Annotated in this window: 16 protein-coding genes; 8 read left to right on the forward strand and 8 right to left on the reverse strand. The window is 40.7% G+C overall.

Translation table 11 applies throughout. The annotated features are described in order from the left end of the window. Positions 1-90: 90 nt before the first annotated feature. Positions 91-798 carry a DUF8198 family protein gene (locus F903_RS04205; RefSeq protein WP_212749520.1) on the reverse strand — a complete coding sequence of 236 codons (708 nt, stop codon included), beginning with the start codon at positions 796-798 and terminating at the stop codon, positions 91-93. A gap of 206 nt (positions 799-1,004) precedes the next feature. On the opposite strand from F903_RS04205, the gene F903_RS04210 reads away from it, so the two are divergent. After that, complete coding sequence (locus F903_RS04210) at positions 1,005-2,423, forward strand: polyphosphate:AMP phosphotransferase (RefSeq protein WP_005194813.1); 1,419 nt, start codon at positions 1,005-1,007, stop codon at positions 2,421-2,423. Between the two features lie 38 nt (positions 2,424-2,461). Here the strand turns inward: F903_RS04210 and F903_RS04215 are convergent, their stop codons facing one another. Together F903_RS04215 and F903_RS04220 are read right to left on the reverse strand one after the other, a co-directional pair. After that, complete coding sequence (locus F903_RS04215) at positions 2,462-3,775, reverse strand: MFS transporter (protein WP_005194814.1); 1,314 nt, start codon at positions 3,773-3,775, stop codon at positions 2,462-2,464. 262 nt (positions 3,776-4,037) lie between these two features. Further along, a complete protein-coding gene (locus tag F903_RS04220; RefSeq protein ID WP_004668411.1) occupies positions 4,038-4,538 on the reverse strand; it encodes a hypothetical protein in 501 nt (166 codons plus the stop codon). Positions 4,539-4,761: 223 nt separating this feature from the next. Between F903_RS04220 and F903_RS04225 the strand changes: the two genes are divergently transcribed. The 3 genes from F903_RS04225 to recD all read left to right on the forward strand — a co-directional run bounded on the left by F903_RS04225 (position 4,762) and on the right by recD (position 13,992). After that, the gene (locus F903_RS04225) at positions 4,762-8,424 is read left to right on the forward strand and encodes an exodeoxyribonuclease V subunit gamma (protein WP_005194817.1); all 3,663 of its coding nucleotides are present in this window, start codon (positions 4,762-4,764) and stop codon (positions 8,422-8,424) included. Positions 8,425-8,427: 3 nt separating this feature from the next. Continuing rightward, complete coding sequence (locus F903_RS04230) at positions 8,428-12,141, forward strand: UvrD-helicase domain-containing protein (protein WP_005194819.1); 3,714 nt, start codon at positions 8,428-8,430, stop codon at positions 12,139-12,141. Positions 12,142-12,240: 99 nt separating this feature from the next. After that, entirely contained in the window at positions 12,241-13,992 is a 1,752-nt protein-coding gene (gene recD / locus F903_RS04235) for an exodeoxyribonuclease V subunit alpha (RefSeq protein WP_212749521.1), read from the forward strand. A gap of 703 nt (positions 13,993-14,695) precedes the next feature. Here recD and F903_RS04240 read toward each other — a convergent pair. Continuing rightward, positions 14,696-15,994 carry a serine hydrolase domain-containing protein gene (locus F903_RS04240; protein ID WP_005194824.1) on the reverse strand — a complete coding sequence of 433 codons (1,299 nt, stop codon included), beginning with the start codon at positions 15,992-15,994 and terminating at the stop codon, positions 14,696-14,698. A gap of 238 nt (positions 15,995-16,232) precedes the next feature. Here F903_RS04240 and rpsO point away from each other — a divergent pair, with 238 nt between their 5' ends. Together rpsO and pnp are read left to right on the forward strand one after the other, a co-directional pair. Further along, positions 16,233-16,502: a 30S ribosomal protein S15 gene (gene rpsO / locus F903_RS04245; RefSeq protein ID WP_004668422.1), complete on the forward strand. Its 270-nt coding sequence runs from the start codon at positions 16,233-16,235 to the stop codon at positions 16,500-16,502. A 259-nt stretch (positions 16,503-16,761) separates the two neighbouring features. Then, positions 16,762-18,849, forward strand: a complete 2,088-nt coding sequence (pnp, locus tag F903_RS04250) for a polyribonucleotide nucleotidyltransferase (RefSeq protein ID WP_171063386.1) — start codon at positions 16,762-16,764, stop codon at positions 18,847-18,849. A 44-nt stretch (positions 18,850-18,893) separates the two neighbouring features. On the opposite strand, the gene F903_RS04255 is transcribed toward pnp, so the two are convergent. Both F903_RS04255 and F903_RS04260 read right to left on the reverse strand, forming a co-directional pair. After that, positions 18,894-19,220, reverse strand: a complete 327-nt coding sequence (locus F903_RS04255) for a chaperone modulator CbpM (protein WP_005194825.1) — start codon at positions 19,218-19,220, stop codon at positions 18,894-18,896. Positions 19,221-19,231: 11 nt separating this feature from the next. Continuing rightward, positions 19,232-20,182: a DnaJ C-terminal domain-containing protein gene (locus F903_RS04260; protein ID WP_005194826.1), complete on the reverse strand. Its 951-nt coding sequence runs from the start codon at positions 20,180-20,182 to the stop codon at positions 19,232-19,234. A gap of 280 nt (positions 20,183-20,462) precedes the next feature. Here F903_RS04260 and F903_RS04265 point away from each other — a divergent pair, with 280 nt between their 5' ends. Beyond that, positions 20,463-20,810, forward strand: a complete 348-nt coding sequence (locus tag F903_RS04265; RefSeq protein WP_005194827.1) for a hypothetical protein — start codon at positions 20,463-20,465, stop codon at positions 20,808-20,810. Positions 20,811-21,001: 191 nt separating this feature from the next. Beyond that, positions 21,002-21,487: a hypothetical protein gene (locus F903_RS04270; RefSeq protein ID WP_005194828.1), complete on the forward strand. Its 486-nt coding sequence runs from the start codon at positions 21,002-21,004 to the stop codon at positions 21,485-21,487. Between the two features lie 111 nt (positions 21,488-21,598). Here the strand turns inward: F903_RS04270 and F903_RS04275 are convergent, their stop codons facing one another. Next, a complete protein-coding gene (locus tag F903_RS04275; protein ID WP_004668427.1) occupies positions 21,599-22,471 on the reverse strand; it encodes an Hsp33 family molecular chaperone HslO in 873 nt (290 codons plus the stop codon). 120 nt (positions 22,472-22,591) lie between these two features. Further along, positions 22,592-24,409 (reverse strand): cation:proton antiporter domain-containing protein, encoded by a 1,818-nt coding sequence (locus tag F903_RS04280; RefSeq protein ID WP_005194829.1) that lies wholly within the window; start codon positions 24,407-24,409, stop codon positions 22,592-22,594. Positions 24,410-24,573: the final 164 nt, after the last annotated feature.

The raw sequence follows: 24,573 nt of genomic DNA on the forward strand, positions 1-24,573 counted from the left end.
ATACAGAAACTCATTTTCTCAAAAGGGTTTTTATTTTGAATTATGTTGAGAAAAATCTCCCTCTTATAGAAGAGGGAGGGCGTATGTTATTTATACTTGAAATGGGGCAGGATCCCCAGCATGAACTTTGTCAATAATTTCACGCTCTTTCTCAGTAAATGCTTGAATAAAAACCGCAGCAGATTTTAAGGGTTTCATTGCAGCAAAACCTTCTTGAATGAATTCGTACATCCCTTCAAATTGATATTTTTTGGCAATACCTTTGCACATCTTAAAAGCAGCGTACATCATGGTAGAACGCATATATTTGTCTAAGGTTACACCCAACTCATCAAGGAGTTGTAATTGTTCATAACGCGCTTCACCTTGATCAAGTTTGACCAATGTCTGGCGCATGATTTCATCGGTTATCGGTGTGTCTAAAGGGTAGTCTTGTAAGAGTTGGATGGCAACTTGCTCATCCAAACGTGTTGCAAGTACCGCCAAACTGACTGACTTTGTGCCTGTTTTAATGGCATTTTCAGGAAGTAGACTTTCCGCTTTGTGGGCATATTTCAGTAAGCGTTCGATTTGCTGTGCCATAGCATCAAAATCAGGGCCACCATATAAGCGATTTAAGAAATATTGCGCCATTAACTGATTTTCAGGCTGAGCAAAGAAATCTTGATGCGTTGCCGCAATGCGTGCTTTCATCCATGCTTGTGCATCATGTAGGCGTTGGGCAATCGCTGGATCTTGGTGGTAATTCAAATTTTGATATTGTAATAAAAGATCATCAAATGCAGCGAGTTTTGACATATTCGCACTCAAAGAAAATAAAATCATGAAATCATAGGCTGCATGATACCCAAGAACCATGACAACATAAACGCTAAATGTTTAACAATTGGTCACTACAAAGCTCCATTTATTTTATTCTACAGAAATTGTACATTTGTTTTTTTAAAGTCTATTCCAGTTATGACTATACTCAATTTTAATAAATCATACACTTAGAGCAAAAAATGAGTGAACAACAACCCGTATTTGAATTACGTGATGAAGATGAGCTTTCTTTAGATTTGATTGAGGCGCAGTACGCATTAAAACAAAGCCAAGATCAAAAAAATGCAAAAAGTGTGTTAGTGCTGGTCAGTGGTATTGAACTGGCAGGCAAGGGCGAAGCGGTTAAACAGCTAAGAGAGTGGGTCGACCCACGCTATCTCCGTGTTAAAGCGGATGCGCCGCAACGTATGTCAAATAGCCAAGCATTTTGGCAATCGTATACGCGCTTTATACCTGCTGAAGGTCAAATCGTGGTGATGTTTGGCAATTGGTATAGTGATTTACTCGCAACCGTAATGCAGGATGCGAAGGCTTTGGATGACAAAGCATTTGATCGTTATGTCGAAAAAATGCGGGCATTTGAGCATGATTTACAGCAGAACCATGTGCATGTGATTAAAGTTTGGTTTGATCTGTCTTGGAAAGCATTGCAAAAACGTTTGGATCAAGTTGATCCATCTGAGCAGCATTGGCATAAATTACATGGATTGGATTGGCGCAATAAAAAGCAATATGAGACTTTGCAAAGCTTCAGTCAACGCTTTACTGAGGACTGGTTTATCATCAATGGCGAAGATGAAAAACGTCGGGATCAATGCTTTGCTCAGTATGTGTTACAGACTTTGCAAGCCTTACCAGAACATCAAACATCCGCAGCAAAAACATGGCAGCAGGCAGAGATTCCTCAACAATTGATACAACCAGAACAGCAAGTTTTAGAAAAAGAACGCTATAAAGATGAGTTGAATGAGCTGACCCGAAAAGTTGCTGAAGCATTACGTTGTGATGAGCGTAAAGTGATTATTGCATTTGAGGGAATTGATGCTGCAGGTAAAGGCGGAGCCATTAAGCGCATTGTAAAAAAACTTGATCCACGTGAATACGAAATTCATAGCATTGCCGCACCTGAGCGCTACGAATTGCGCCGTCCTTATTTATGGCGCTTTTGGAATCGACTCAATGACAGTGGCAAAATCACCATTTTTGATCGGACATGGTATGGCCGTGTGTTGGTAGAGCGTGTTGAAGGATTTGCATGTATACCTGAATGGCAACGTGCTTATGATGAGATCAATCGTTTTGAACAGAACTTAATTGATAGTCAAACCGTCATTGTTAAGATTTGGCTGGCGATTAGCAAAGATGAACAAGCATTACGCTTTAAAGAACGGGAACAGACACCGCATAAACGTTTTAAGATCACAGAAGAAGACTGGCGTAACCGTGAAAAATGGGATGATTATTTAAACGCAGCCGCGGATATGTTTGAACGGACCAGTACCAAGGATGCCCCGTGGCACATCATTGCGACCAATGATAAATATAGTGCGCGTATTGATGTATTAAAGGCGATATTAAAACAACTGAGCGTAGATTAAGTGCTCAGTTGTTTATTGACCTTGGAAACTTCAGTCGATTAAGTCTGTTGAACCAAACCCGCATCTATTGAAGATGGTTTAGCGGTAACATTTTTATGCTGGCGGAACACAAAGAGTGTGGCAATCAGACTAATGATGGCGGCAAACATCAGCCAAAATGCAGGCATACTTTTGCTACCAGTTTCTTGCACGAGATAGGTTGCGATCATGGGGGTTAAGCCACCAAAGACTGAAGTTGCTAAGCTATAAGCGACGGAGAAACCTGCGATACGCACTGAGCTTGGCATCATTTCGGTGAGTGAAACGACCAGTGCCCCATTGTAGAAACTATAGAGTAGTGATAACCACAACAGTGCCATCAACATATGCGCAAGACTAATGTCATGTGCTAACCAGTTGAGCAACGGATAGGCGCTGATAAAAATCAACACAGTTGTGATGATCAAGAGTGGTTTTCGACCAAACTTATCTGAGAGATGACCACCAATCGGTAATAGAAGAAAGTTGCTGGCACCGACCATAACGGTTGCGATTAAACTTTCGGTACTGCTTAAATGCAGCACTTCCTTGCCGTAGGTCGGTGTATATACCGTAATAAAATAAAACATGGTGGTGGTGGTCGCGACCATGCACATACCCACCAGTACAATTTTCCAGTTTGCAGCGAGTGTCGCCATGATTTGTCGCGTGCTTGGATGCTCTTTACGTGAAGCAAAGGCTTCTGTTTCTTGCAAAGATTTTCGTAACCAGAAAATGAACGGAATAATGGCGCAACCGACAAAAAACGGAATGCGCCATGCCCAAGCATCAACTTGTGCTTTGGTAAATGCTAAGCTGACCAGATAACCCAATGTTGCAGCAAAAATAACAGCGACTTGTTGGCTAGCAGATTGCCAACTGGTGATAAAACCACGGTTATGTGGTTCAGCTATTTCTGATAAATAGACAGATACACCACCGAGTTCAACACCTGCTGAAAACCCTTGCGCCAGACGGCCGACGAAGATCAAAACCGTGGCTGCAAATCCAATACTGGCATAACCTGGGGTAAGCGCGATTAGCAAAGAACCTGCGGCCATAATGCTCAACGTGACCATTAAGCCTTTACGACGGCCTATGCGATCAACGTATGGACCAAGAACCAAAGCGCCGATCGGACGCATTAAAAAACTCACTGCGAAGACCAAAAAGGTTTTCATCAGTGCAGCATAGCTACTATCGGAGTGGAAAAAGGTTTGACCTATGGCTTGTGCATAAAGCCCAAAAAGGAAGAAATCATATTGTTCGAGAAAATTCCCGCTGGTGACATTAAAAATTGCACGTATTTTTGACGTTGTTGGTCCGTGTTGCACAACGACTCTCCATCATTCATTTGTCATCGTGTGATGGAGCATAAAAATACAAACTTGATCTAAACTTAAAAAATTAAGTGAATATTAACGCTTCTGTTGTTTTTATGTAGTGCAGTGTTTCCCTGCGAGACTGGTCATCTTACAGGGAACAAAAGACCTCTTTCATCATAATTCACACCCACTGTGTTGTTCTCTCACTGGGAGAAACAAAAGGGATTGATGAACGAGGTCTAAATCAATATTTTAATGCGGAGAAATTTATTTAGTTGAGTGTCAGGCTTTTTTGTTGAATACGTTTGGCTAGGTTATAGCAGTCTTCGATATGTAGTTCGGTGATTTTTTTCATCATAAAATAACCTAAACTTGCTGCAATAATTTGTCCACCTAAAGGAATAAATTTGGTCACTTGTTTGGTCGCAATTTTGGCAAAGAAACCATTAAAGGATTTTTTCATGGCGGTACGTGCAACAAGGAATCCTGAAAACTCAAAACCACGCTTGCGTAATTCATTCCAATGGATTTTTTTAGTTTCTGGGTCATAGACGCTGATATGTTCAGGTGCAAGACCAAAGCGTGCATTAATATCTGGAATGACTTGGGTCAGCATGCTCAAGTCAACCACAACATCAAAAAATGGAATGGGTATAATCGCTGCACCTGCCGAATAATAAGCGGTTTTTTTTGTACGTTCTAAGCATTCTTTACGGATTTGTTCCAAATTTAAACTTGGGTCAATAAAGTCAGGCGTTTTTTCAATTTTCATAAAGTGATACCTAAGTCTATCCTTTGAATATGGGATTTTTTGGGGTGTATGTATAAATAGTCAACAATACTTTATTCAACCTTATTCAATAACAGTTTTCAAAACAATTTTTATATTTCATTGTTTGATTAACGTGACATAGTTCTACAAGCTTGTATAGTAATGATTATGTACGATTTTGTGCATGTGAAATGGTGCTTTTTTGATGAGGTTGTATTAACGCATGGCGATTCATGTTATTCAAAGTCAACGCCTTGAAGTATTATTGCAAGGCGTGATGGCATCCATCACTCAACCAAGCGCTACGCCATTTCAAGTGTTTAAAACGCAACACTTTATTGTCCCTAGTCCTGCTCAAGAACAATGGTTAACGCAGAAAATCGCAGAGCAACAGGGCATGACTGCAAATTATCAATTCCATCAAAGAATCCGTGGTTTCCAATGGTATGCCTACCAACAAGTTCTCGATGATAAAGAGAAGGTGCGTAAAGCCAATATTCCGCGCTTGATTTTAAAATGGCGAATACATCAAGCTTTACAACCCTTTATTCAAGCAGATCAAATCAGCTTGGCGGTGGAACATCCTCTCTATTCAATCGTACAGCGTATCTATGACAGTGCCGATCAGTTGCAACAAGGCACAGAAAAACAGCTTAAAAAGCAAAGTATGTTGTATTGGGTCGCTGAACAGGTTTCACAGTTATTCAATAACTATATGATTTACCGTGGTTATTGCCAGCGCGGTTGTCAACAAAATTGTACTTGTTCGAGTAATTGGTTGTCGACTTGGGGACAAAACCAAGCGCTCGATATTGAAAATTTGATTTCTCAAACAGATCAGCAAATTTCGGCTTTTACGCTTAATCAGACCCAGCAATTAGAAGCATGGCAACGTTGGTTGTGGCACAACTATTTTCATGCTGACTTTTTGGAAATGCAAAGTATTGATGCTGATTTCTGGAAACTTCTGGACAATCAGCAGACAAGATCACAGGCTTTGGCTCAACTTCCGAATCAGGTCATCGTTTTCACGCTTTTAGATCTTCCACCTAGCCAATTACAGTTCTTACGTCGTTTAGGGCAATACCTTGAAGTCTTGATTTTGCACTATAACCCGTCACAGGAATATTGGGCGGATAGTGTCGATCCACTTTGGAAGCAACGTTATGATCTCGGAGTAAAAGAACGTTTCATTGTCAAGAATCCAAAAGCGACGGATGCGCAAATTGCCGCGTTTTTTGAAAGCTTTAGCTTGGGTTTTAATGCTTTAAATCGTGAATCTCGTCATCCTTTGTTGACTCGTTTAGGCAAACAGGCGCGAGATCATTTCTCGCTATTATCGCAACTGGCCACAGGGGAAGAGGGTAATTGGGTTGATGCATTTGAAGATTACTTTCCAGATAGCTTACTTGGTCAAATCCAGTCGGATATTTTCTATTTGGCTGAACCTATAGCTCAACAATATGAATTAGCACCTGATGATGAATCGATCCAATTTCATGTCTGTCATTCCAGTTTGCGACAGCTTGAAGTGTTAAAAGATCAGTTGGTGCATTGGTTATCTCAAGCGGACACCATGCCTCGTCGTCCAAGTGATGTGCTGATTTTGACCCCAAACCTAGCAGAGCTTGAGCCTTTAATTCGTAGTGTTTTTCCTGCTGTGCCCAATGAGCATGATGTATTTTTACCGATCAAAATAGCAGGGGTCGCACAGTTAGATGCGTTGAATGCATGGCGGGCGGTGTTAGGTCGTTTGCAGTTGACCCAAGGGCGGTTTACGCAGGATGAGTTTGCCGACTGGTTGAATCTAGCGGCAACACAACAACGTTATGGTCTAGATTATAGTCAAGTGCAACGGATGTTAACGTTGCTAAGTGATGCTGGTTTCAAACGTGGTTTGGACGCGGAACATTTAAAACAGAGTCTCACTGAGGCTGATCAAGACTATCGTTATAGTTTTAAATTTGCCTTAGACCGTTTGGCTTTAGGGATTGCTGTGCCTGCACATGTGATGGTGCAACAGACCTTAAGTTATGCGTTGGTACAGCCGAGTGACTTTGAGTTAATTGGTATTTTGATTCAGATTTATCAAGACTTCGCTGCTCGACGAGACTGGTTAACGGTGCATAATCAAGGTCAGCGGTTGCCTGTAGAAACATGGCTAACACGGATCAAGGCAGATGTTCAGGAGTTTGAACAGGCCGATGTGACGGCTTTAAAAGCTGTCCGAGAAATCGTGCAAAAGCAAGAACGTATGCTGACCTTGGCCAGTTATTATGACGATGCCGAAACCCAGTTGCGTCAAATTTCATTGCCACTGCCTTATATCATTGAAGAAATACAACGCACTTTAGAAAGTCAGTCGGCACAAGTTGAGCCGACTGGACAGATTACTTTTAGCCAGATCGGACAGATTCGCCCGATTCCTTATCGCTTAATTGTGCTGTTGAATTTAGATACAGGAAAATTCCCAAATCGAGACAGCCATATTCCATTTGATTTGATGGATGCATTACGCCAACAGTTAGGTGATCGTTCCCGTTTGGAAGATGATCAAGGTGCATTTTTGGATGCAGTGTTGTTGGCGCAAGAGCAATTATGGCTATTCTATAATGGCTTTGATATTAATGATGGCGAAGTCAGAGAGCCATCGAGTGTGTTGCAGGGTTTTCGAGATCATTTGGCTTTGATTGTGAAAGTCCCTCTCTCTAAATCTCTCCCAGATGGAGAGACTTCCTTGGATTCTTTTGGGGAAGGCTATGAAAAACTCCAGATCCCTGCTCAGCTTTACCCACTTTATTACCTGCATCGCTTACAACCTTTCGATCCACTGGGTTTTATCGCGGAGCGTCCTGTTCGTTATCAAGACCAGTGGTTTAAAGTGGCTTCACACATTCAACAAGTCAAAGGTGAGCGACAGGCATGGGCGAATACCCCTTATCCAGTTGAAAACAATGAAATGACGATTTTGGATAGCCGACAATGGATTCAGGATGTGACTTTTCCAGCGCGACTGTATTTAAAAACTTTGGGTGTGGAAAACCTAAGTGCAACAGAGTTAGTTGATCAAAGTGAACCTTTGTTATTAGATGGTTTAGGCAAATATGCGATTCGACATTTTCTCCAGCAGCAAGATGTACAGCAGCACAACCAAATGCTATCACCCCGCATTTTGCAAGATCAACTCCCTGTGGGAAAAGTGCAGCAAAGTGCATGGCAACAAAGTTGTTTAGAGCAACAACGATTGCTTGAGCGATTGCAGCAATATGCCCCAGCGCCAACAGAAACCACACAACGTGTTTGGCGCATCTCGAAACAACTCCAGATGAGCTGTATTAGCCCTAAACAAATGACGCAGGATTGGATCAGCTTGGATGCATCCAGTGCGCGCGCAAAACGGCTTGGCAAAGTTTGGTTGGAATATTTACTTTGGTTGACGATATTGAATAACGACTCGGCAACAGCGAAACGCCGTATCGTGGTGTTTAGTGATCAAACCGTCATTTGTGAGGGATTAAGTTCTCAGCAAGCGCAGCAGTATTTACACGCATGGTTGCAGCTTTGGCAGACTGCTCAACAGCAGCCTATCGTTTTACCTGCGGCACTGATTTTAAAACCACTTGAAAAAGCCAAACATTTGGAATGGACTGAACATAATGATCAACATCATTTAACGGAAGACAGTCAAAAACAAGTATTGAAAGATTGGAATGATACGGGTGATTTTTCTGGTTTTGATATGAGCCAAAATGAAGCTTGTAAACTGCATCGAGATTGGCAATTTATTCTACAAGAACAAGATGCAGCCGCACTATTACAATATGCCTGTGATCATTATAGCTATGCGCTGTATCAACCAATTTTTGAATATTTACGGGTGGAGTAAGACATGCATTCAAAATATCCTGTGTCTTATCAACCGATTGGTGATATTCAATTCGAAGGTTTGCATCTGATTGAAGCTTCGGCAGGTACAGGGAAAACCTATACCTTATCAAGCTTGATGGTTCGGATTTTATTAGAAAAATATCTGCCCAATCAGGTGATTGCGACGACATTTACCCGTGCTGCTGCCGCAGAACTCAAAAGCCGCATTCGTGCACGTTTGGTTGAGATTCATCAATATTTAGAACCCTTACGCACGCGATTAGATGCCGATATTTACAAACTTGCAGCGCAAGAATCCGATCCGCTTAAACAGCATATTTTACAAACATTTGCACCGCGCATTGCCTATGCTTGTGAGCGTTTAAAACTTGTCATTGATCAGTTGGATGAATTATTCGTTGGTACATTGGATAGTTTTAGCCAAAAGCTGTTAAGAGAATTTGCTTTTGAAAGTGGCAAAATTGAACGTGCCCAGATTACCGAAGATGCGAAAAGTTATACCCGCCAGTTGATTCATGATGTGTTACGAGAATGGATTCAATCACAGCCACAACAGGTCATTGATGCCTTGTATAGCGTGGGCGGACTGAAAAGCGTCGATCATTTTGTTGGGATGGTGGAAAGTTCGCTGAATTTTAGCTCTGCCCAGTTTAAGTTGCCTGATATGCCAGAGATTGAGCTGGCGCAATTACAACTGTGGCAACAACAAGCACAGCAGATTGAACTTAGCACTTTGGCAGAATATTTCCATTTAGATGGTGCTTATTATTCACATATTAATGGCACTTCTTTCCGTAACAATGCTTTTAATAAATTATTTTGCGAAGCGTTACCACAGCTATTAAAAGCCCTCTCAGATACTGAGAATGTACAAGTGTTTGATGCCTATTTTGCCGATGCACGAGAGGCTGTATTTAAGTTTTTAGATAAGCTCGACCACCAGAAGATTTTTAAAAAATGCCCTGCTGAGGTGGCGGATGGTTTTTATCAACATCCGATGATTTTACAACTTCAAAAACTTTGCCAATCGCTACAGCAAACACAGCAGCAGTTCGAACAACTACAGGTTTATTTAAAAGCCTATTTGTGTCTCGAAGTGAAGAAGCGTTTACCACAAGTATTGCAGCAAAAAGGTGAAACTACTTTTGCTCAGCAAATCAAAACTTTATCAGAAGCCTTAAAAGGTGAGCAAGGTCAACGTTTTGCGGTGTTTGTACAGGCACGATATCCGTTGATTTTGGTGGATGAATTTCAGGACACCAACCAAGATCAAGATGATATGTTGGCCAGTATTTGGCGGCATCCACAGCGCTATCAAAAAGGTTGCATGATTATGGTCGGAGACCGTAAGCAAGCGATTTATGGTTTCCGTGGTGGCGATATGCTGACTTTCCTGAATGCCTACCAAGATATTATGGCAAAGCAGGGGCATGAGTATAAATTGATTCATAACCACCGTTCGGTCAAAGAATTGGTCGAGGTGGTGGATGTGTTGTTTCAGCGACAAATGGATTTTGGCGAACAGGTACTTTATGACCCGATTCAGGCAGGTTCACGTCCACATCCTGCTCTGATTGAAGATGAGCAGATCAATCCTGCACCTTTACGTTGGTTACAGCTTCAGGATGGCAATGAACAAGCAACTCAAGTGGCTTGGAAAATTCTAAGCTTACTCAATCAAGCCCATTTGCAGCAATTGTACTTAGAAGGTGATGGTCGAAAATCCATTTGTGAAGATGATATTGCGGTGCTTTCACGTAGCCACCGTCAATTGGATGAAGTGCAATATGTATTGCAGCGCTTGGGCATTCGGGTCAATCGACCATCAAAACGCAGTGTCTTTGATTCAGCGATTGCGCAGGATGTGGGAGCGTTGTTAACTGCTTTGCTTCATCCTTATGATGAAGCCAAGTTAAAACGTGCTTTATTGAGCCGTTTATTTGGTTTTGATCTCACTCGATTATTGGCACTGGAACAAAGTGCGGAAGGATTGAGCCATTATATTCAGCAGTTCGATGAGATCCGTGAAATGTGGTCGAATCAAGGTTTTTTATCTGCATGGCAACGCTGCTTAAATCAGTTTGGTATCTGGCAGCAATTGGTGGCAACTCAAAGCAAAGATAATGAACGCGCTGTGGTGAATTTGCGTCATCTTAGTGATATTTTGAGTCAGCACAGTGAACATGTGCAAGGTATACAGAACCTGTATCACTGGTATCTAAAACAACTGCATTCACCCAGCGATCGCGAGTGGGAGCTGGAGCAAAAGCTTTCTAGCGAAGCGGGTGTGCAGTTGATGACTATTCATCAATCCAAAGGTTTGGAATTTAAAATCGTCTTCTTACTCGGAGCGAACAAAGCATTTTCTGAAATGCAGAAGACTTTAAATTTCTCAATGACTGAAATTCAAGTACCCGAGACTGGACAGACACGCACCCAGCGTGTGGTGGCGATCGCCGATAAAAATTTCTTACAACAAATTGAATTGGATCAACATCAGCAACGTGCGCAAGCTGAACAAAATCGTTTATGGTATGTGGCGCTGACGCGAGCCAGTCATCGTGTTTATGCGGTATTTGAGCCTGAAAAGGGCGATAAAAATAAACGTTCAGGTTTGGCATTTTGGAAGAATCAAGGTGAAAGCTTCCAATATCCTTATAGTGCCGATGAGCGCTTGATCTTAGATCGCCCACACGCGTTGCAGACTCAGCAAGCCCAACAGGAAATCATTGTTTCTGCACAGCCTTTACCTGAGCAGCGTTTTTATGCTCGGGCTAAAACCAGCTTTAGTTATTTGGCACAGCATCTCAAACACAAAGCCAATCTGGTTGATCGGCTGGCCAATGCGGATCAAGCTTTTGAGCAAGCGGAGGATGAATTAAATCTACAACTTACGACGAACGCAGTAAGCGCTGAGCCAATCGCTTGGATTAAACAATATTTTCCGAAAGGGACGTTGGCAGGGAATTTCCTGCATGAAATCTTTGAACAGATTGATTTTCAACATCCTGAAACATGGATAGAAGAAATACGCCGTCGTTTTAAAAATACCTATCAAAGCTTATGGTTAGATTTACTGAGTCAATATCAACAACATTTTCCAGAACAGGACAATGCTGAACAACAATTATATCAATGGATGGCTGTGTGGCTACGTGAAGTATTGGCAACACCTCTGAATCAAGGCTTTCAATTACAACAATTGACGACAGGGCAATATCTTTCAGAATGCCCATTCTATTTGGCCTTGTCTGATCGTGTCCTTGCTATGCAGCGAGTACAACAACTATTTGAAGAATACGACATCCACATGCCTGAGTTGCTTGAAGCCAAATCTGCGAGGTATCTCAATGGTTCGATTGACTTGGTGTATTTTGATGGGCAGCGTTACCATATTGCCGATTATAAAAGTAATTACTTAGGCAGTGATCAGGTGGATTATCAAGCGATTCAGATTGCTGAAAGTATGTCGCTGTCGAGCTATTGGCTACAAGCGGCATTATATCTGGTGGCATTACATCGTTATTTGCAGGTGAAATTGCAGAACTACGATATGCAGCAGCATTTAGGCGGTGCGTCGTATCTGTATTTACGGGGTATGAACGGACAAGCACAGCAGGGTTGTTTCTATTGGAAACCTGAGGACGAATTTATCCTACGTTTGGATGCAATTCTTGGGTATTTCTCTGAAGATAAAGCTGGAAAAATGGTGTAGATAAAGTGAATGATTTTAAATTAAACAAAAACTTATTTTGTGGATAAGTCTGTTTATAAACTTGTGGACAAGCGTGTGGGTAAGTTTGAGGATAACTCTGTGGACAAACAAATCAGTAATCAGTCGGAAGCTTTACCTTGGCTCAATACGTGGAGTCGTTATCTCTCACAAGCCCCATTTTCTCAATCTGCACAAGCAGTTAGCGCATCAGTTATCTTGCATCAACTGGTTGAAGCCAGCTTAGACGGCGACAGTTGCATTGAAGTAGATTCAACACAGCTTGAAGCTTTGGGTGATTTAGCTGTAAGCAGCGAAATCGCAGCGATTCAAGTTGCCCCATGCGTCTATGATCAGCAGGGCTTGGCATTATACCGATATTGGAACTTAGAACAACGCCTCGCTGATCAGATTTGTCGATTAAAGCGACAAACGACTCAGGCAATGGATATTTCAAGCTATCAAGCCCTATTGAATGATGAATATCAACAAGCGGCGTTGAAAATGGTAATGCAACAATGGCTCAGCATTATTACTGGTGGACCAGGTACAGGTAAGACCTATACCTTGGCTAGAATTATTGCGGCGCTGAATCAGATGATTCCTGATATTCGTATTGCCATGGCTGCACCGACAGGTAAAGCGGCGCAACGGATGCAAGAGGCTTTGCAAAACTCATTTAATGATCCAAAACTGCTTGAATCAGGTTTAGTTACTGATGAATTACGTCATCAAAATACACAAACACTGCACCGTTTACTCGGTTTAGGACATCAGCAGGTTCCTCGCTTTCACGCCAAACAGCCTTTACCTTATGATGTCATCGTGGTCGATGAAGCATCGATGTTGGATCTCAATCTTGCCACTTTATTGTTGGAAGCTGTGCCTGACTCGTGTCGTATTATTTTATTGGGTGATGCCAATCAATTGGCTTCGGTCGATGTCGGTTCAGTTTTGGCAGATTTACAACAGGTCGAAGCCTTGACCGAAAATCGAGTACAATTGAAAAATAGTCGCCGTTTCTCTGATGAAGCCAAAATTGGACAGTTGGCACGGTTTATTCAAGCTCAGCAAGATCAAATAGAACATCACGCTGTGCTGCCCAAACTTGAATCGGAAATAGTCGCACCTTCAAGCTTGCAAGCCATTGCACTGTCAGAGGGCATGCCAGACCTGATTCAACTGGAGTATTTGCCACAACAACCTGATTTTGAGGTTGAACCGTATCAACAAAAATTGATGTATGGTTTTCAGGGCTATGTGGATGCGTTAAAAAATTATCTACAATCGATTGACCCTGAACATAAAATAGAACGAGTCATTCAGTCTTTTGATGATTATCGGATTTTAGCCGCAGTACGACATGGTGCTTTAGGGATAGAGCAACTCAATCGTTTTGCTGAACAATGGTTGAACCAACAACTTAAACAGATTGCAATCGGGGATTGGTACGTGGGGCGTCCTGTGATGATGACGTATAACGACTACCAACTTGGGATTTCCAATGGTGATATTGGAATTTGCTTTAAACACCGTAGCCAATCGCAGCAATTTGAGGTATTTTTTCCGAGTTTAAATAAATGGATTGCTGCACATCGTTTGCCTCGAAATATGCAAACGGCTTTCGCTCTGACCATTCATAAATCACAAGGTTCTGAGTTTAGTCATACGGCAGTGGTACTTGATCAAGCAGCGGAAAAACTGCTTAGCCAAGAGTTGATTTATACGGCGATTACTCGTGCAAAAAAAGTAGTCACACTTTTGGCCGATCCAAATGCGTTATTACAAGCACTTACAATTCGAACGGTTCGTCGCAGTGGTTTAGTACAAAAGATCAATTTGGATGGATTGTGAACTTATACTTCAAAGTTCACAACTTTGTAAGAAAATGCTTACAAGGATTCAAGCAATTGGCGCTAGAGCTATCTGTGTGTTTTTGAGATTATGGACACACAAAGAGCCTAGTAGGGAAAACTAGGTAAATCGCAAAAATATAATAATAACGTCGTGATGACAGCGAACTTACAGTGAAGTAAGTGATAAAAGAGGAAACTTACAGCCGCTAAGCCTTGTAGTTTTGGGAGAGACTACAGGGCTTTTTTATTTTTACAAATAAAAGCCTAAAAATATTGACCTTTAATATCGGTTGATTTTAAAGCGTGAACATTCACACTTTGATGGATTTTGCTGTTTAAGTGAAACGGAATCGACCCGTTTGATACTTCAATAAATCGTTTTGTTCCCCACTTCATTGTTAGACAGTTATTTTTAATTATTAAGTTAATTGTTATACAGAATCGTACGTTTTAACTTACAAGGAGATAAGAGAAATGCTATTTTTCTCCACAATTGGTTGTGATAGAATGATCAGTATAAAGAGAAGAAAATTCTTTTCAGTTATATAAAAAAATGATGTGTGAATCTCATTCAGAGGGTTTGAATGATCGTAAATAAAAAGATAAATAACAAAAATAAATGAAAATGAAAACAATAAAAATTAAGCGCAAAGCCCAAGCTAAAACTTGGGCTTTTTTGTATGGATTTGAATGTTAAATCACTAAACCAAATCATTTTCCGTACGATCAGTTGCAAACAATGAGCGACGTTGATCTTTTGGGATTTTTGGACAATTGGTTGAGATTTGATAGAGGGTTTTTGCCAGAGCAGGTAAATGTGTTCCGACGACAGATTTCCCAGTCGTTAAAAGTGAGACACTGATATCACGCTCAGGATCAGCCCAGCATAAAATGTTAGAGAAACCGATATGTCCAAAAGCTTGTCCAGTCATCGGGCCAAATAAACCAATCGGGTTACTACCGAGCATAGGACCTAAAGCATAACGCATTGGTGCGAGTAAGGTGCGATCTAAACTGATCCCTGATGTTGGTAGCGTCGAACGAAAAACCGTTTTGGCACTCATGATTTGTTTGCCCTGATATTCACCACCACTCAACAACATTTCAAAGAAACGACCTGCTTGTTCGGCACTGGTGTAAATATTTCCTGCGGGGCAAATCGTATCCATAAACCGAGTATCGTTGGTGACATCAACTGCAAGCTGCAAACCACCGCCCAATACACGATGCAGATAATGATCTGTACCCAAGCTTGGATGAATGCCTGTTGCGTAGTTGAGCGCGGCATCGGCACGATATTCAGGTTTTAGACCATAGTTAAAGTAGTCCAAGCCCATTGGTTTTTCTATGTTTTCCGCCAAAAAATCACGAACGCTTTGACCTGTGACTCGCTGTACAATTTCACCTAAAATGTAGCCAGCGGTGACGGCGTGATAGGCGAGATGCGTGCCTGAAGGGGATACAGGTTTGGCTGCACACAGCAGTTTTAAGATTTCTTCTTGATTAAACAGCAGTTCTGGTGTGACTTCACTGTCAATACGAGGAATGCCGCCGCGGTGGGAGAGTAAATGAAAAAGGGTCGCACGACGTTTCCCATTTACGCCATATTCAGGAATATAGTAGCTAATCGGATCAAGTAAATTTAGATCACCGCGTTCATCTAACATATGAATCAGCATGGCGGTGACCATTTTAGATGCCGAAAATAAGCAAATAGGTGTGTCAGGTGTCCCGACTTTGGCATCGGCGGCTAAGCCATCAGGCGAGTTGCCTTGAGCATAACCAATACTACGGTTAATTAGAATTTGTCCTTTTCGACGTAGACACAAGGTAATCAGTGGATAGTTACCTGTTTTGTACAAGTGTTCGACACTATTCCAAATTTTTCCAATCTGAGCACTGGTCATTCCCCCGAGTTCAGCAGCAACTTCATCTTTAGAGCGAATGACTTGATTTAAATCATGGGGTACATAACAGGTATTGGTTGATAAAATTTTCACGATTCCCTCGCATTTTTTCGTTTTTCTTTCATTTCTGTCATAAATTGAAAACAGAACTTAGCTAGTGTGCATCTTTTTATACGGGCTGTCAGCTGCCGAAATGCCCGTGTCATTAAAACATTTTTGCAATATAGTCAGAGATCACTTAAAATAGCCAACTTGCTGTAGTGATGCACGGCAGTCAGTTCTTAGAACTGATCAATATCATTTATTTTTTTAAGCATCTCGGAGAAATCGAATGGCTTTAACAAACGCAGATCGCGCAGAGATCATCGCTAAATTTGCTCGTGCTGAAAACGACACTGGTTCACCAGAAGTACAAGTTGCTTTATTGTCTGCTCAAATCAATGATTTACAGAGCCACTTTAAAGAACACAAACACGACCACCATAGTCGTCGTGGTTTGATTCGTATGGTTAACCAACGTCGTAAACTTCTTGACTATTTAAATGGTAAAGATCACGGTCGTTATGTTGCTTTGATCGGCGAACTAGGTTTACGTCGTTAATTCGATTTGGCTTTGTTTTCGGTATTTCGCATGTCACAGTGCTTTATCGCTGAGAAGAAAGTTTCACCTAATCTATCTTAGGTGATTTTATAGAAGGGGCGCATGTTCGCTCCTTCTTTGTGTTTAACTTTTTTAAAAATCTTTGGTCTAGTGCGATGGCTTCTAAGCTTTGTCATTTATCTACACAGTAGTTGTAGTCTGAATGCCAAACCTTAGGGGTCTCACTAGAATTAAAACTAGGAAATTAAAATACATGTCAATGTTTAATATCATTCGTAAAGAATTCCAATTTGGTCAACATCAAGTTGTTTTAGAAACGGGTCGTGTTGCGCGTCAAGCGAATACTGTTGTTGTAACGATGGGTGGTGTCACTGTACTTGTGGCTGTCGTTGCTCAACCTAAAGCAAAAGCAGGGCAAGACTTCTTCCCACTTACTGTTAACTATCAAGAAAAACAATATGCTGCGGGTCGTATCCCAGGTGGTTATGGCAAACGTGAAGGTCGTCAGTCTGAAGCTGAAACTTTAATTTCACGCCTCATTGACCGTCCAATCCGTCCATTGTTCCCAGAAGGTTTCTATAACGAAATCCAAGTAACAGCAACGGTTATTTCTTCTGACAAAACGATGGATGCCGATATTGCTGCAATGCTTGGTACTTCAGCTGCAATGTCAATTGCATCTGTTCCATTCCGTGGTCCAATCGCTGGTGCACGTGTTGGTTTGATCAACGGTGAATACGTTCTTAACCCGAACCATGAGCAGTTAAAAGAAAGCGATCTTGACCTTGTGGTTGCTGGTACAGAATCAGCAGTATTAATGGTTGAATCTGAAGCGAAAGAACTTTCAGAAGACCAAATGCTCGGTGCTGTACTTTTTGGTCATGACGAAATGCAAATCGCGATTCAAGCGATTAAAGAATTTGCTGCTGCTGCGGGTGCAGTTGAGTCAACTTGGGTTGCGCCAACTAAAAACGAAGCATTGCTTGAGCAATTAAAAGCAGCGTTTGAAGCTAAAATCTCTGATGCATATACCATTGCGGTGAAACAAGACCGTTATGCAGCACTTGATGCACTTTATGCAGAAGCAGTTGCACAGTTCGTTCCTGAAAATGACGAAACTGGTATTGCTGACGAAGTAAACGAATTATTTGAAGAGCTTAAATACCGTACCGTACGTGACAATATCTTGTCTGGTAAACCACGTATTGATGGTCGTGATACTGAAACAGTTCGTGGTATCGACGTTCAAGTGGGCGTATTAGGTCGTGCGCACGGTTCTGCATTATTCACACGTGGTGAAACGCAAGCTTTAGTGACAACGACTTTAGGTAATACACGTGATGCGTTGATGGTGGATACGCTTGCGGGTACTAAAACTGACAACTTCATGTTGCACTATAACTTCCCTGCATACTCTGTAGGCGAGACAGGTCGTGAATCAGGTCCTAAACGTCGTGAAATCGGTCATGGTCGTTTAGCGCGTCGTGGTGTTCAGGCTGTTCTTCCTGCGGCAGATCGCTTCCCGTACGTGATTCGTATCGTATCTGATATCACTGAATCGAATGGTTCATCTTCAATGGCTTCTGTATGTGGTGCTTCATTGTCACTTATGGATGCAGGTGTTCCATTGAAAGCGCCAGTTGCGGGTATCGCAATGGGTCTAGTGAAAGAAGGTGAGCGTTTTGCAGTTCTTTCTGACATCTTAGGTGATGAAGATCACTTAGGTGATATGGACTTTAAAGTTGCTGGTTCTGCCAATGGTATTACTGCACTTCAAATGGACATCAAGATTGAAGGCATCACTGAAGAAATCATGGAAGCTGCACTTAACCAAGCATTTGCTGGTCGTATGCACATCCTCAATGAAATGAACAAAGTCATTTCACGTGCGCGTCCTGAAATCAATGCACATGCACCGACATTTGAAGTGATCACCATTAACCCAGACAAAATCCGTGATGTGATTGGTAAAGGTGGCGCAACGATTCGTGCCATTACTGAAGAAACCAAAGCTGCGATTGATATCGAAGATAATGGTACAGTTCGCGTATTTGGTGAAACCAAAGCGGCTGCTAAAGCGGCGATTGCAAAAATCCAAGCGCTTACTGCTGAAGTTGAACCAGGTAAAATCTATGATGGCAAAGTGATTCGTATCGTTGAATTTGGTGCGTTTGTAAACATCATGCCAGGTACTGATGGTTTACTTCACATTTCACAAATCTCGAATGAGCGTATTGCGAATGTGTCTGATGTCTTGAAAGAAGGCCAAGAACTTAAAGTTCAGGTTGCTGATGTAGACAATCGTGGTCGTATCAAATTGACTATGAAAGATATTGAACAAGCGTAATTAAGCTGAGCAATACAAAAAAGTCCGCTAAATGCGGACTTTTTTTAATGAAAATGCCTTAACTGTTTACGCAGTTGTTGTACTTCATCGATTAGATCCAGCATAACCGCAACTGCCGATAAACTCGCGTCAAAGTCGCGTTGTAAACGATAAGCACGACGTGCGCGAGCCACATCTTCACCAATAAATTGATAGCTTTGCGGATCAACTTGAACTTGCAAAATATCGTAATCAATCAGTTTGAGTACCCATTCTGTACTTTGACCACAAGTTTCAGCAAAGCGTTCAAGGTCTAGTGCCATTTGTTCATCAATGATTTCAATTTGGCAGTGACCATCATATTGGATTTCTTTGTATTGAATCGTTGTCATGATCTTACTCCTTATCTTGCACGAGGTTGGAAAGAGGAGAAAGCATCAGCAAATTGCTGATAGGCTTGTTGCTCTTGTTCACTATGTGCTGGTGGTAAAACGATGTTAATGATCAGATAAAGATGTCCTGCGATTTTGTTTGGAATGCCTTTATCTTTTAAACGTAATTGTTGCCCATTTTTTGCATTTTTAGGTAAATTGACATTAAGTTGTCCTGCGGGTGTATTCACCCCAATACTTTGTCCTAAACCAGCTTCCCAAGGACTGACATCAATGGTTTGGTATACATCTGCACCTTCTACACGGATGCGATCAGTATCATTGTATTGAATTTCAATATAAAGATCACCGTTTTCACCGCCGTTGATCCCGCTTTGTCCTTGACCATTTAAGCGGATCTGTTGACCTTCTTTCATTCCTTTTGGAATTTTAACCTCTAGTGTCTTACGCTGTATTTCAGGTTCACCATAGGCATTGTAGGTTGGTATTTGCAAACTAATTTGTTGAGTTGAACCTTGATAGGCGACAGATAAATCGACTTGAATGCTGGCATGTTGATCTTCACCGCGATAGCTACGTTGTTGGCGTTGCGAACGTTGTTGTCCACCACCAAATCCAGAACCGAAGCGACCAAATAAATCTTCAAAACCACTAAAGTCAGCATTGTCTCCCGAACTTTGACGATAAAATTGTGAACTATCAAATCCACTGCCTTGATTGTTATTTTGACTAAAACCAGCAAAGCCTTGTGGATGATCTAACATTTGATCATATTCAGCTTTTTTTTCGGTGTTACTTAAGGTGTCATAAGCGACATTGATCGTTTGCATTTTGGCTTCAGCATCAGCCTCTTTGCTGACGTCAGGATGATATTTCCGCGCCAGTTTACGATAGGCTTTTTTGATTTCGTCTGCTGAGGCATCGCGTGCCACACCCAGGTCTTCGTAATAATTCTTTGCCATAGTCTATTGTCATAATGTTTTACTTTTATTCCATTATTTGACGATTGGGCAAGAAAGAATAGAGAGGATATGTGTTGATATTGTTTCAGTAAGAACCCATATGTTTTACTGTATAAAGATCATCCGAAATGAGATTGTCCAAATGTTATACTAAATAAGTCTAATGTTTCTGTGATAGTAAATATTAGTCTGTCGTAATCAATGGTTGCTCAAAATCTAAAATTTAAATAAAAATTGTGTAAATGTAATAGAAGCGGGCATTTTAAAAGTAGGTGGTCGAATGGATTCTCAAGAATTTGTAGAGAAAATAAACAAATATATTTTCGATGAAAATTTAATTCTTTATAAGAAATTATTCTTTAATACAAGAATTGAAGATGTGAAAGATCCATACTGGAAAAAGGCACAATCATTATTTGATTCTTTGCCTGAAGAGAATAAAGAAATTTTCTTTGAAATAATTCATCAAATCATGGTTGATACCACTTCAAATTTATTTGGAGTTTTGGATGGTACTAATGATTTAGGTGAGGGTGATTATGAGTTTAGTCTAAAAAATGGGGATGAAACGTTTGATGCTTGTTTACAAGATTATTTTCTTTCATACATAACAGAAAATAAAAAATAGTATCTATAACATCAGAAGAAATTTATTCGTTTTTTTAAATTAGCAATCCAATTTGATAGGAAGTTTGATATTGAAGATTCCTATGTAAATAGATAAATAAAATTTGAGTTATGAGGGATGGTCATGGCTTACTGTATATGGTCTTATTTTAAATGTTAATTTTAATAGATGTTCGCACATAGAGCTAAAAAATGAGAAGAGCTATATTTCTTGTTGTTGGGTTATGCCTTATATACTTTATATACCAAATGTATAATCCTAAAAAAACATGTTTTTTAGATAGTGCTATATGCATTTCAGAATTCAAATATTCTGATTCTGTTGAGCGGTCACTGTATTTGAATAATCATGACTTAGCTTCGGTACAGGAGAAACAATCGTGGATAAATCTACATTCTATTTATCCTGAAGGTGGTAATGGCTATTGGAACAATTGCAAGGCTATTTCTAAAGATATGGTTGTTTGTTCTTTCCAATCACTTGTTAATATTCCTAGATGTAAGCCTTATAGTGTCAGTCGGTATCCAATAAAGAATTGGAAATTGGAACTTTACCAAATTCACTTGCTAGACAGACAAAATTATCTTTTTAAGATTGAGCTTTATAAAGGACAGAAAACATCTTGGATGTTGAGTCAAAAAGTAAATTTAAATCAAGAAGTCTTGTGTGATCCATAATACGTAATTATGGTTTTTAAATTAAAAATAAAAAAACAGACACTTCATATGTGACTTTCCATGAAATGTCTGTTTTTTGAAATTTGGCTATCAGCTTCAAGCTAATATCAATTAACTCAAATGTTCACCAAATAAACCTAAAGCTTCTTCAGCGGTAAACTCGTAACGTGTGTTACAGCATTGGCAATCCATTTGAATTGGGTTTTGGATTTCAAGGGATTCATGCACCGCCGCTACACCAATTTGAATCAAAGCATTGGCACAACGCTCTCTAGAACAGGTACAACCAAATTTTAATTGCTCAGCCTCGGGCAAACGCACTTCTTCCTCATTATACAAACGATAAAGAATTTCATTGGCTGAAAGATCAGTGAGTTCTTCTGGCTTTAAGGTCTCAGTCAGCAGGGTTAAACGTGGCCATAAATCTTCATCAACGAACTCTTGTTCCTCTTCATTACGAGGAAGTAGTTGAATCAATAAACCACCTGAACGTTGACTATTGGTCGCTAGGACAATATGGGTTGGGATTTGTGCGGATAAATCATAGTATTGTATTAAACAACCTGCCAAAGTCGGTTTATCGAGTGGAACAATACCTTGATAGCGTTCGCCATGTTCAGGTTCAATATTGATGAACAAAATTGGATTGGTCAATGATGCAAGCACCGTGCGACTATCTGTACCTTCGGCGAAGCGTGGATCTTCTTCATAATCAGCCAAAGCACGCACTTCACCTAAATGGTTACATTCCGCCATTGCCCATTTAAATGTGCCATTTGCTTGAATTTGTAAGCTAATACGCCCTTGGATTTTCATGGTGCTTGCAAGTAAGGCTGTTGCACTTAACATTTCACCCAATAAGCTTTGTACCGCAGGCATATACTCACGTTTCGCCAAAATGGTTTGCAGTGCTTCTTCTAAATGAACTATTTCACCGCGGATAGGACTATCTTCAATAAAAAAGCGTTGGCGTAAATCAGACATATTTTTCTCCAGCACCCCGTATTGGGGAAACAAAGCAATGCTTTGCCTTGAAAAGCGCTTAGGGCTTTTATAAAAAGGTGAATGGTTATGCAGTCAATAATGGTGTCTGTTTGCTAAAACTCAAGATGTTTCATGCGGTGAATTTGCATCACTTTGTTTAGTTTGTTCATCCGGCACACGATCTTGGGCGATGATTTTTGTATTTTCAAACAAGTATTCGAGTTCCGCAATTGCATTTGGATAAGCACCAATCAAATCATATTCAGCATGTGACCAATGCTGTTGCTCAAGCAGTTGCTGATCTTGTTGTTTAAATTGTTCAATCTGTGATTGTGCTTCTTCGTTGGAAAGACCTGTTTCAATTAACGCTTGTTGTGCCATATTCAATGATGATGCATAGGTTTCACGCCAAATATGTTGAATACCTAAACCATTTAGTAGATGGGTGTGGTGACGATCTCGGGCACGAACCATGATATTCAAGTCTGGATAATTCAAACGCAGATAACGCGCTAGATTCATACCGTCTTCCACATCATCAATGGCAAGGATCAGTAATTTACAATGCTCAATGCCAGCCGCACGTAAGTTTTCAACTTGGCTTACATCGGCATCAATGAAACGATGCCCGTATTTTTGCACAAAATCAGCATCTGGCTGGTTACTGTCAATGATACTGAATTGCTTGCCTTGCGCATGTAAAGCTCGAGCGACCACTTGCCCGAAACGACCAAAACCGACAATCAGAATTGGATGTTGGGGTACATCTTCAGTTGGAATAGCTATTTTTTTCAGCATCATCGGCAATATTTTAGCGTTGAATAACCAATATAATAATGGCGTGAGTAGCATTGAGCCAAAAACAATCAGCATGGTCGATTCGAGCATATTAGAGGCGAATACATTTTCACTTTCAGCAATTTTTAGCAGGATAAATGACAACTCACCACTTTGCGCCAACGTTACTGCAAGCAGGGTACTTAACTTGGCATGACGATGTTGATAATAGCTGATAGCAGCAACTACGCCTGCTTTAACGATCACTAAAACAAGAATAGATGCGAGGATCAATAACGGTGATTGCAATAGGGGACTAAATGAAAGCCCCAAACCGATTGCAAGGAAAAACAGTCCAATTGCCGCATCTTTAAAAGGATGAATAATGCGTTCGACTTCTGCTTTAAATTCGGTTTCTGCGAGTAATAATCCTGCGAGAAATGCACCAATCAACACATGGATGTTGAGAATATCCATGATTAAAATAACTGCAACAACTACCAATAAACTCAGTATTGGAATGAGCTCAAGACTATGATGACGGGCCAAGAAGCGAAATGCAGGACGAACCAAATAACGACTGGCCAAGAACAAACCTGAAACAGTAGCAATGATCGCAGCAAAATAAGCAATGCCGTGTTGAGTGGTTGCGGTATCTTCTAATAAGGGGAAAAGTGCAATTAAAATAATCGCAATGAAAACTTGAAATTGTAGGGTATTGGAGGCTGACTGCCCAAATGTACTATTGAGTTGTTGTTTTTGATGCAGTAATTGCTGAATTAAAGTGACTGAAGAAAATGCCAAGGCAATACCGAGAATAATACTGCTGAGAAGATTTTGTAACAACAGAAAGCAGACACTCACCAAAATGATGCTGATAATGCTGAGTGGAAAACAACTATTTTTTAAAATGCTGCGGCGTTGTACCCAGAGGTGTCGAGGACGAAAAGCGAAACCAATAAAGAACATCAGCATGATCATGCCTAAATCGGTCAATTGGCGAATCAGTTGTGTATCGGTGATCAGTGCGAACACACTTGAGCCAAGCAAAAGCCCTGCAATGAGATAACCCAAAACAGTGCTTGCGGCATAGCGTTTTGCTAGTGGCACAAAAATTAAAGTCGCAGCCAGTAAAAAAATGATCGGGAGTAATAAAGACATTAAGCAACCTACATCGGATTTAACTTGTTTCTAATTTTTTAATTCATGGATGATTATGACGGAGTCTTGCAGAGATCTCATCCAATTTTAGGACAAACCTTCGGTTCGACCTACTTTTCTTTCGGGAAAAGTAGGCAAAACCATTTGTCATCCACAAAACCTGT

Origin of the sequence: Acinetobacter sp. NIPH 298 (assembly GCF_000369505.1) — a bacterium.
GTDB lineage: Bacteria > Pseudomonadota > Gammaproteobacteria > Pseudomonadales > Moraxellaceae > Acinetobacter.

What these genes read in the sequence shown, in the direction of transcription:
- F903_RS04210 (WP_005194813.1), top strand. Translation starts at nt 1,005, where the DNA reads ATGAGTGAACAACAACCCGTATTTGAATTACGTGATGAAGATGAGCTT.
- F903_RS04255 (WP_005194825.1), bottom strand. Translation starts at nt 19,220, where the DNA reads ATGACAACGATTCAATACAAAGAAATCCAATATGATGGTCACTGCCAA.
- F903_RS04230 (WP_005194819.1), top strand. Translation starts at nt 8,428, where the DNA reads ATGCATTCAAAATATCCTGTGTCTTATCAACCGATTGGTGATATTCAA.
- pnp (WP_171063386.1), top strand. Translation starts at nt 16,762, where the DNA reads ATGTTTAATATCATTCGTAAAGAATTCCAATTTGGTCAACATCAAGTT.
- F903_RS04260 (WP_005194826.1), bottom strand. Translation starts at nt 20,182, where the DNA reads ATGGCAAAGAATTATTACGAAGACCTGGGTGTGGCACGCGATGCCTCA.
- rpsO (WP_004668422.1), top strand. Translation starts at nt 16,233, where the DNA reads ATGGCTTTAACAAACGCAGATCGCGCAGAGATCATCGCTAAATTTGCT.
- F903_RS04225 (WP_005194817.1), top strand. Translation starts at nt 4,762, where the DNA reads ATGGCGATTCATGTTATTCAAAGTCAACGCCTTGAAGTATTATTGCAA.
- F903_RS04265 (WP_005194827.1), top strand. Translation starts at nt 20,463, where the DNA reads ATGGATTCTCAAGAATTTGTAGAGAAAATAAACAAATATATTTTCGAT.
- F903_RS04220 (WP_004668411.1), bottom strand. Translation starts at nt 4,538, where the DNA reads ATGAAAATTGAAAAAACGCCTGACTTTATTGACCCAAGTTTAAATTTG.
- F903_RS04280 (WP_005194829.1), bottom strand. Translation starts at nt 24,409, where the DNA reads ATGTCTTTATTACTCCCGATCATTTTTTTACTGGCTGCGACTTTAATT.
- F903_RS04275 (WP_004668427.1), bottom strand. Translation starts at nt 22,471, where the DNA reads ATGTCTGATTTACGCCAACGCTTTTTTATTGAAGATAGTCCTATCCGC.
- F903_RS04270 (WP_005194828.1), top strand. Translation starts at nt 21,002, where the DNA reads ATGAGAAGAGCTATATTTCTTGTTGTTGGGTTATGCCTTATATACTTT.
- F903_RS04205 (WP_212749520.1), bottom strand. Translation starts at nt 798, where the DNA reads ATGTCAAAACTCGCTGCATTTGATGATCTTTTATTACAATATCAAAAT.